This window comes from Flavobacterium psychrophilum DSM 3660 = ATCC 49418 (assembly GCF_002217405.1).
In the GTDB taxonomy this organism is placed as follows: Bacteria; Bacteroidota; Bacteroidia; order Flavobacteriales; family Flavobacteriaceae; genus Flavobacterium; species Flavobacterium psychrophilum.
This window is the reverse complement of record NZ_MUHE01000056.1, coordinates 1-9,917: the sequence shown is the minus strand read 5'-3', so window position 1 is coordinate 9,917 and position 9,917 is coordinate 1. Positions and strand designations below refer to the sequence as shown.

The following is a 9,917-nucleotide window of genomic DNA, read 5'->3' as shown; positions in this document are numbered from 1 at the left end:
CTATTGGAAAGGATGCTTTTTTCAAATGTACTGCTCTAAAAACAGTTACAATTCCTAATTCTGTGACCTCTATTGCAGATCGGTCTTTTATAGGCTGTTCTGGTTTAACATCAGTTACAATTCCTAATTCTGTGACTACTATTGGAGATGGGTCTTTTGCAGAGTGTTCTGGTTTAACATCAGTTACAATTCCTAATTCTGTGACTGCTATTGGAGAGGATGCTTTTGCAGGCTGTAGAAGTTTAAAGACAGTAAATTGCCATATTACAAGCCCTTTAGTTATTAATGCAAATGTCTTCGGTAATGTTACTCAGTCAAACTGTGCTTTAAATGTTCCTGCTGGTACTGAAGCAGCTTATCAGGCAGCGGGTGTTTGGAAAGATTTTAGCCCTATTTTTGGTAATTTACTTTCTAATCATTCATTTGCAATAGAAAGTAATCTAAAAATATACCCAAACCCAGTTTCAGAAATTTTAAACATAGCCTTGCAAGAGGTATTACAATTACAAAAAGTAAATTTTTACAACACATTAGGGCAGTTAATCAAAACAACTAATCATTCAGAAACAAATGTTTCAAGCTTTGCAAAAGGCAATTATTTTGTAGAAGTAATAACAAACCAAGGTAAGGCAACAAAAACAATTATTATACAATAATTTAAAAAAAATATTTTACACAATAAAAGGTTAGCTTCGAACGGCTAACCTTTTTCTATTCATAACATTATACAAAAAAAGCTTCTAAATAAAAAAAAGAACATTAACCAATATTTTGATGAATTTTAGTCCCTAATTAATCGTTTGCAAAGCCAAATATAACAAAAAGAACAGCAAAATCAGACAATTGCAGGCATATAGAAACAACACCTACTTAAAGACCAATCTCAAAAAAACAAAGTATTATTTGTATTTATTCTAAATCTAGCTTATTTTTGTAAACCCCATAATTTTTTAATTAAAAACAAAAAACATGAAAAAATTATTATTTTTTATTTTAATTCCTTTTTTAGGAATAGCGCAAGATTTTACAGCAAACGACATAAATTATACTGTTACTTCTTCAACAGCTCCTTTTACTATTAGCGTAACTGACAACCCTAATTTCAGTGGAGCTGCGGTAATACCAGAAACAGTAGCTTACAATTCAGAAAACTACACCGTGGCTTATATTAAAGAACGTGCTTTTCAAAATTGTTCTAATTTAACATCGGTTACCATTCCTAATTCTGTGACTGCTATTGGAAATTCTGCTTTTGATACCTGTAAGAGCTTAACATCGGTTACTATCCCTAATTCTGTGACTGCTATTGAAAATTATACTTTTTATAATTGCAATGCTTTAACATCGGTTACCATTCCTAATTCTGTGACCTCTATTGGAGAGGGGTCTTTTGCCCATTGTTCTAATTTAACATCGGTCACCATTCCTAATTCTGTGACTGATATTGGAAGGCGTGCTTTTAGTAGTTGTACTGGTTTAACATCAGTTACAATTCCTAATTCTGTGACTGTTATTAGAAGGGGGGGGTTTACAGGCTGTTCTGGTTTAATATCAGTTACAATTCCTAATTCTGTGACCTCTATTGGGGATTCTGCTTTTCTAGACTGTTCTGGTTTAATATCAGTTACAATTCCTAATTCTGTGACTTCTATTGGAGAGGAAGCTTTTAGAGACTGTATGAAACTAAAATCAATTACCATTCCTAATTCTGTGACTGCTATTGGAAATTCTGCTTTTGATGCCTGTAAGAGCTTAACATCGGTTACTATCCCTAATTCTGTGACTGCTATTGAAAAGTATACTTTTTATAATTGCAATGCTTTAACATCGGTTACCATTCCTAATTCTGTGACCTCTATTGGAGAGGGGTCTTTTGCAGACTGTAGCAGTTTAAGAACAGTAAATTGTCATATTACAAGCCCTTTAGTTATTAATAAAAATGTCTTCGGTAATGTTACTCAATCAAACTGTGCTTTAAATGTTCCTACTGGTACGCAAGCTGTTTATCAGGCAGCGGCTGTTTGGAGAAATTTCAGCCCTATTTCTAGCAGTTTACTTTCTAATCATTCATTTGCGATAGAAAGTGCTTTAAAAATATACCCAAACCCTGTTTCAGAAATTTTAAACATAGCTTTACAAGAGGGCTTACAATTACAAAAAGTAAATTTTTACAACACATTAGGGCGGTTAATAAAAACAACTAATCATTCAGAAATAAATGTTTCAAGCTTTGCAAAAGGAAATTATTTTGTAGAAATAATGACAAACCAAGGTAAGGCAACAAAAACAATCATTATACAATAATTAAAAACAAAAAACATGAGAAAATTATTATTTGTCATTTTAATTCCTTTTTTAGGAATCGCACAAGATTTTACAGCAAACGGTATAAAATATACCATTACTTCTTCAACAGCTCCCTTTACCGCTAAGGTAGCTAGAAACTGTAATTTTACTGGAGCAGCAGAAATACCAGAAATAGTAACTTATAATTCAGAAAACTATATTGTGACTTCTATTGAACAATCTGCGTTTTCTTCATGTAATGGCTTAACATCGGTTAGCATCCCTAATTCTGTGACTGCTATTAAAGATTATACTTTTCATAATTGCAATGCTTTAACATCGGTTACCATTCCTAATTCTGTGACTTCTATTGGAATCTCCGCCTTTTTTCAGTGTACTGCTTTAACATCAGTTACCATTCCTAATTCTGTGACTACTATCGGAGTAGGGTCTTTTGCACGCTGTTCAGGTTTAATATCAGTTACCATTCCTAATTCTGTGACTGCTATTGGAGGGGCTGCTTTTCAAGCTTGTTCTAATTTAGCATCTGTTACCATTCCTAATTCTATAACTGCTATTGGAAATTATGCTTTTGATAAATGTCGTAGTTTAACCAAAGTAAACTGCTACATTACAATGCCTTTAATTATTAATGCAAATGTCTTTAGGAATATTACCCAATCAAACTGTGCTTTAAATGTTCCTACTGGTACGCAAGCTGTTTATCAGGCAGCGGCTGTTTGGAGAAATTTCAGCCCTATTTCTGGTAATTTACTTTCTAATCATTCATTTGCAATAGAAAGTAATCTAAAAATATACCCAAACCCAGTTTCAGAAATTTTAAACATAGCCTTGCAAGAGGGATTACAATTAGAAAAAGTAAATTTTTACAACACATTAGGCCAGTTAATAAAAACAACTAATCATTCAGAAATAAATGTTTCAAGCTTTGCAAAAGGCAATTATTTTGTAGAAGTAATAACAAACCAAGGTAAGGCAACAAAAACAATTATTGTTCAGTAATTTTAAAAAACAAAAACATGAGAAAATTATTATTTATCATTTTAATGCCTTTTCTAGGAATAGCACAAGATTTTACAGCAAACGGTATAAATTATACCGTTACTTCTTCAACAGTTCCTCTTACTGCTAGTGTCGCTAGGCACACTCATTTTACTGGAGCAGCAGAAATACCAGAAACAGTCGTTTATAATTCAGAAAACTATGCTGTGACTGCTATTGCAGACGAAGCGTTTAAAGGTAATTATAATTTGACATCGGTTAGTATTGGAGATGCCGTGACTTCTGTTGGAGAGCATGCTTTTAATAATTGTGTTGCTTTAACATCTGTTACGATTGGCAATTCTGTCATTTCTATTGGCAATTCTGCTTTTGATCGCTGTAAGCGCCTAACATCGATTACCATCCCTAACTCTGTTGCTTCCATTGGAAGTCTTGCTTTTTTTGGCTGTTTTGGTTTAACATCGCTTACCATTCCTAGTTCTGTGACTGTTATTGGAAGGAGTGCTTTTAGTAGTTGTACTGGTTTAACATCAGTTACAATTCCTAATTCTGTGACTACTATTAAAGAGTATGCTTTTTATAATTGCAGTGCTTTAACATCGGTTACCATTCCTAATTCTGTGACTACTATTGGAGAGGCTACTTTTTTTCTGTGTACTGGTTTAATATCAGTTACAATTCCTAATTCTGTGACTACTATTGAAAATTCTGCTTTTGATCGCTGTAAGGGATTAACATCGATTACCATTCCTAATTCTGTGACCTCTATTGGAGAGGATACTTTTGCAGGCTGTTCTGGTTTAACATCTGTTACCATTCCTAACTCTGTAACTGCTATTGGAAATTCCGCCTTTAGAGGATGTACGAACCTAAACTTAGTAAACTGCTACATTACAACGCCTCTAATTATTGATGAATCGGTTTTTTCGGATGCTAAAATATCAAAAGCCAGATTAAATGTTCCTGTGGGTGCTGAAGTAGCTTATGAGGCCGCAAGAGTTTGGAATCGTTTTAAAACTATTTCTGGTAATTTACTTTCTAATCATTCATTTTCGATAGAAAGTAATTTAAAAATATACCCAAACCCAGCTTCAGAAACTTTAAACATAGTCTTACAAGAGGGCTTACAATTAGAAAACGTGAATTTTTACAACACATTAGGCCAGTTAATAAAAACAACTAATCATTCAGAAATAAATGTTTCAAGCTTTGCAAAAGGCAATTATTTTGTAGAAGTAATAACAAACCAAGGCAAGGCAACAAAAACAATTATTGTTCAGTAATTTTAAAAAAATATTTTATACAATAAAAGGTTAGCTTCAAACGGCTAACCTTTTATTTTTTAATATCATAAGAAACAAAAAGTCGCAAAAATTATATATTTTGCATTGTCTTGCCAAATAAAACAAACAAAACATCCCTCTCCAACATCTTTAATTTGTCCTACTCACAAGACTTTACGAGTTTTATAAATAATTTAAGAAACTCATTTGCGAAAAAGCTTATTTTTGCATCAGAATTTTACCTTATGAAAGACGGAATTGTAATAATCCCAACCTATAACGAAATAGAAAATATCGAAACAATCATTCGAGCAGTGTTTTCGCTATCCAAAAAATTTCACGTTTTAATTGTTGATGACAATTCGCCCGACGGAACTTCTAACAAAGTAATAGCCCTGCAACAAGAATTTAGCAACGAATTATTTCTTGAAACCAGAAAAGAAAAATCAGGATTAGGAACCGCTTATGTACATGGTTTCAAATGGGCATTACAACACGATTATGAATATATTTTCGAAATGGATGCCGATTTTTCTCACAACCCAGCCGATCTAGAAAAATTATATAACGCTTGCAATACAGGCAAAGCAGGAATGGCAATAGGTTCTCGCTATGTAACTGGCGTAAACGTCGTAAACTGGCCATTAAACCGAGTTTTAATGTCTTATTTCGCTTCGGTATATGTGCGATTTATAACAGGAATGAAAATTCACGATGCAACAGCAGGTTTTATTTGTTACCGAAGAAAGGTACTGGAAACCATCGATTTAGATAAAATAAAATTTACAGGTTATGCTTTTCAAATAGAAATGAAGTATCGTACCTTTATAAATAAATTCAAAATCACCGAAGTCCCTATCATTTTTACAGACAGAACCAAAGGCGAATCGAAAATGAGTAATGCCATCATCAAGGAAGCAATATTTGGTGTAATCATGCTTCGAGTAAGAAAAATATTAAATAGGCTTTAGGTATTATACAAAACCAAAAAACATGAAACAAGTTTTAATAAAGAATGCAAAAATTATCAATGAAGGAATCCTATTTGAAGGCGATGTTCTTATTGAAAATGAATTTATTATAGAAATTGGAGACAACATAAGCCCGAAATCTTCCGATTGCAAAATCATTGATGCCGAAGGAAATTACCTCATCCCCGGAATGATAGACGACCAAGTGCATTTTCGCGAACCTGGTCTTACCCACAAAGGCGATATCGCTTCAGAATCTCGTGCCGCAATTGCTGGCGGAATTACTACCTATATCGAGCAGCCAAACACTGTACCCAATGCCGTAACACAAGAACTATTAGAACAAAAATACCAGATTGCAGCCCAATCATCGTATGCCAATTACTCATTTATGATGGGGGCAACAAACGATAATTTAGAAGAAGTTTTAAAAACCAACCCGAAAAATGTAGCAGGAATTAAAATTTTCTTAGGCTCATCTACAGGAAACATGCTAGTAGATAATGAAGCTGTTTTAGAAAAAATATTTTCGAGCACAAAAATGCTTATTGCGGTACACTGCGAAGATGAAACAACGATACAAAACAATTTAGAAAAATACAAAGCAGAATATGGCGATGATATCCCAATGAAATTTCACCACCTCATTCGTAGCGAGGAAGCGTGCTATATTTCATCATCAAAAGCAGTAGCGTTAGCGCAAAAAACAGGTGCAAGATTACATATATTTCACGTAAGTACAGCAAAAGAAACAACCCTTTTCTCTCGTATTCCAGTAGAAGACAAACAAATTACCGCCGAAGTTTGCATTCACCATTTGTGGTTTACTAACGATGATTACGCAAAAAAAGGCACACTCATAAAATGGAATCCAGCAGTAAAAACCCAAGCAGACAAAGACGAACTCTGGAAAGCGTTACTCGATGGCAGAATAGACGTTATTGCAACCGATCATGCTCCTCATACTTTTGAAGAAAAACAAAACCCATACACCACTGCTCCCTCTGGCGGGCCGCTAGTACAACATGCTCTTGTGGCATTATTTGAAGCTTTTCATCAAGGGAAAATTTCGATCGAAAAAATTGTTGAAAAAACAGCACACAATCCTGCAAAAATTTTCAAAATAGACCGTCGTGGATTTATAAAAGTAGGATATTATGCCGATTTAGTCATCGTAAACATAGGAATGCCATGGCGTGTAAACAAAGACAATATCTTATACAAATGCAAGTGGTCCCCCTTTGAAGATTATACCTTCAAATCTAGAATTACACATACTTTTGTAAACGGAGAATTAGTCTTTCATAACGCTAAAACAAAAGAAATTCATTGTGGTAAGCGATTAGAATTTAACAGATAATACGATGAAGAAAATTATTTTAGCACTATCCTTTTTAATTATTATTAGCGCTTGTTCTAATAAAAATGAAATTCCAAAGCCAGCAAAACCAATAGACAAAGACGTTATGGAAAACATATTATATGATTTGGCTTTGCTTCAAGCACTAAAAATTTATAGCCCTGAAAAACTGACTACAAACAGCATAGATTCTAAAACATATATTTACCAGAAATACAAAATAGACAGCCTACAGTTTGTAGAAAACAACAAATATTTTGCTTCAAATACCGAAACTTACAAGTTAATGTTCGAAAATGTATCTAACAGATTACAAAAAGAAAAATCAGAATTAGACACCATTATAAGCAAAGAATTGAAAATTAAAACTAAAAAAACACAGGATTCTTTAAAAAAAATACCCCATACGACTAACAACCCTCGTTAAGAAGAAGCTTTTTTTATAGATTTTAAATAAACACTAACCTCTAGAAACTTATAATCTATTTGGGTTATTATTTTCCTGTTACAATAAACCTCCTTTGCATGCAAGGTGCTGGCTAAATCCTTGGTTAAAGTTCTTTTTTTACCAAAAAAAGCGCCAAAAAACCAATCTGTTCTCCAGGCAAAACTAGTAAGAAATTTACTTGCATACAGTTTCGGTTTTTTTGTATTTAGGGTTTCGGCAATAGCAAAAACTAATTCCTGATATGTTTTATTTTCGGAAATTAAAATAAATTTCTCATTTACAATATCACTTTTCATGAGTAATAACAAGATCGTTACTACATCAATTACAGAAACAAACCCTGTACTTCCTTTAGTATAAAAAGGCAAACCATTATGTACTTTGGTATAAATTTCGCCGCTCCCTTCTGTCCAGAAAAGCGGCCCCAGAATAACGCCAGGATTTACAACAACTACATCAAGCCCTTCTTGTTGTGCACGCCAAACTTCCATTTCGGCACCATATTTAGAAATAGCATAATCGCTATGTTGCATTTCGGGATTCCATTCGCATGTTTCTGTAACAATCGTTTCTTGTGGTGCTAAATCTCCCAAAGCGGCAATAGAACTCACATAACAAAGTTTTTTTATTTTAAAATCGATACAAAAACTAATAATATTTTGAGTTCCTTCTATATTTATTTTTCTAAGATTTCCTTCATCTTTCGGATCAAAAGAAATTAAAGCAGCACAATGATATACATAATTAACATCATGAAAAGCACCTTCGAGCGAAGGAATATCTAAAACATCAGCTTGATACCAATGTATTTTGGCAAATAACTCTTGTTGGTTATAATAATCGAAAACTGCTTTTACTTTTTGTTTTCCATTTTCATTCCTAAATAATGCCTTCACTGATTCCCCTTGCTCTAACAAATGCAAAACCAAATGCGAACCCACCAATCCTGTTGCTCCTGTAACTAATACCATTTTGTAAAATTACAAATTACAAATTACGAATTACCCTTTTTTTGACCAATAGAATATTAAGACTCACAAAAAAATATTTTTTGTTATTGCCATTGATTTTTGAAATTGATTTTTGTTATTGAATTGTTATCTTTGTCGAAATTAATTTTGAAAATGAAAAATTTAGTTGAAGAATTAAAATGGAGAGGCTTGTTTCACGACATGATGCCCGGAACCGAAGAGCAATTAACAAAAGAATCTACTACCGCATATATAGGTTTTGATCCCACTGCCGATTCCTTACACATAGGAAGCATGGTTCAAATCATACTTTTAGTTCATCTAAAAAATTTCGGACACAAACCTATTGCTTTAATAGGTGGTGCCACAGGAATGATAGGTGATCCTTCGGGAAAAAGCGACGAAAGAAATTTGCTCGACGAAGCCACTTTAAATAAGAATGTTGCGGGAATAAAAGCTGTTTTATCTAGTTTTTTAGACTTTAACACAACCAATACAAATGCCCCAATTTTAGTAAACAACTACGATTGGATGAAAGATTTTTCGTTTATCGATTTTGCTCGTGATATAGGAAAACGAATCACCGTAAATTATATGATGAGCAAAGACTCCGTCAAAAAACGCTTAGGAGCAGAAGGCGAAGGCATGTCATTTACAGAATTTACTTACCAGCTCATACAAGGCTACGATTTTCAGTATTTGTACAAAAATCATAATTGTTTGTTACAAATGGGGGGCTCAGACCAGTGGGGAAACATCACTACAGGAACAGAGTTAGTTCGCAGAATGGGTGGCGAAGGAGCAAAAGCCTATGCGCTAACCACACCACTAATCACAAAAGCAGATGGTTCTAAATTCGGAAAATCCGAAGGCGGAAACGTTTGGCTAACTGCCGATAAAACTTCGGTTTATAAATTTTACCAGTTTTGGCTAAACACCTCCGATGAAGATGCCGAAAAATACATCAAAATATTTACTTTTTTAGATAAAAACACGATTGATGGCTTGATAGAAGAACACAAAACCGCCCCGCATTTACGTGTCTTACAACGAAAATTAACAGAAGAAATCACCATTCTAGTACACGGAAAAGAAGAATTAGAAAAAGCCATCAAAGCCTCAAATATTTTGTTTGGCAATTCTACCTCCAATGATTTGAAAGGATTAGACGCCGCAACTTTTTTAGAAATTTTTGATGGTGTTCCCCAAGCCGAAATTTCTAAAACAGACATCGAAGCTGGGATAAACATTGTTGAAGTACTAAACGAAAAATCAGGATTCTTAAAATCTAACGGAGAAGCAAGAAGAGCACTTTCGGCTAATTCAATAGCTGTAAACAAAGAAAAAGTAACCGAAGAATTTACTTTAACAACAAAAGATATGATAAACAACCAATTCGTATTATTGCAAAGTGGAAAGAAAAATTATTTTGTTTTAAATGTAAAATAACTCGAAATACGACTAGAGAAACATACAATATAAAAAACAATTTTTTCGAAAAAATATTTTTAAAGCTTCTGCACAATGCCGAAGCTTTTTTTTATTTATATAAATTATAATACCAATTTAGCTTTA

At 33.4% G+C, this 9,917-nt stretch carries 9 protein-coding genes; 8 read left to right on the top strand and 1 reads right to left on the bottom strand.

What is annotated here, in order from left to right:
• The 7 genes from B0A57_RS11340 to B0A57_RS11310 all read left to right on the top strand — a co-directional run.
• On the top strand, positions 1-656 hold a 656-nt coding region (locus B0A57_RS11340; protein WP_123960895.1), incomplete at its 5' end, for a leucine-rich repeat domain-containing protein.
• A 313-nt stretch (positions 657-969) separates the two neighbouring features.
• Complete coding sequence (locus B0A57_RS11335) at positions 970-2,304, top strand: leucine-rich repeat domain-containing protein (RefSeq protein WP_080731692.1); 1,335 nt, start codon at positions 970-972, stop codon at positions 2,302-2,304.
• A 15-nt stretch (positions 2,305-2,319) separates the two neighbouring features.
• On the top strand, positions 2,320-3,309 hold the full coding sequence (locus B0A57_RS11330) for a leucine-rich repeat domain-containing protein (protein ID WP_052079069.1): 990 nt from the start codon (positions 2,320-2,322) through the stop codon (positions 3,307-3,309).
• Between the two features lie 17 nt (positions 3,310-3,326).
• A complete protein-coding gene (locus B0A57_RS11325) occupies positions 3,327-4,592 on the top strand; it encodes a leucine-rich repeat domain-containing protein (RefSeq protein WP_080731691.1) in 1,266 nt (421 codons plus the stop codon).
• A 245-nt stretch (positions 4,593-4,837) separates the two neighbouring features.
• Complete coding sequence (locus B0A57_RS11320; protein WP_011962342.1) at positions 4,838-5,563, top strand: polyprenol monophosphomannose synthase; 726 nt, start codon at positions 4,838-4,840, stop codon at positions 5,561-5,563.
• Between the two features lie 22 nt (positions 5,564-5,585).
• The gene (locus tag B0A57_RS11315; RefSeq protein WP_038465858.1) at positions 5,586-6,923 is read left to right on the top strand and encodes a dihydroorotase; all 1,338 of its coding nucleotides are present in this window, start codon (positions 5,586-5,588) and stop codon (positions 6,921-6,923) included.
• A 4-nt stretch (positions 6,924-6,927) separates the two neighbouring features.
• Positions 6,928-7,350 carry a DUF4296 domain-containing protein gene (locus B0A57_RS11310; RefSeq protein WP_052079068.1) on the top strand — a complete coding sequence of 141 codons (423 nt, stop codon included), beginning with the start codon at positions 6,928-6,930 and terminating at the stop codon, positions 7,348-7,350.
• On the opposite strand, the gene B0A57_RS11305 is transcribed toward B0A57_RS11310, so the two are convergent.
• The gene (locus tag B0A57_RS11305) at positions 7,347-8,342 is read right to left on the bottom strand and encodes an NAD-dependent epimerase/dehydratase family protein (RefSeq protein ID WP_038465854.1); all 996 of its coding nucleotides are present in this window, start codon (positions 8,340-8,342) and stop codon (positions 7,347-7,349) included. The genes B0A57_RS11310 and B0A57_RS11305 overlap by 4 nt on opposite strands.
• 153 nt (positions 8,343-8,495) lie before the next feature.
• Between B0A57_RS11305 and tyrS the strand changes: the two genes are divergently transcribed.
• Positions 8,496-9,791 (top strand): tyrosine--tRNA ligase, encoded by a 1,296-nt coding sequence (gene tyrS / locus B0A57_RS11300; protein ID WP_038465851.1) that lies wholly within the window; start codon positions 8,496-8,498, stop codon positions 9,789-9,791.
• The last annotated feature ends 126 nt before the right edge of the window (positions 9,792-9,917 follow it).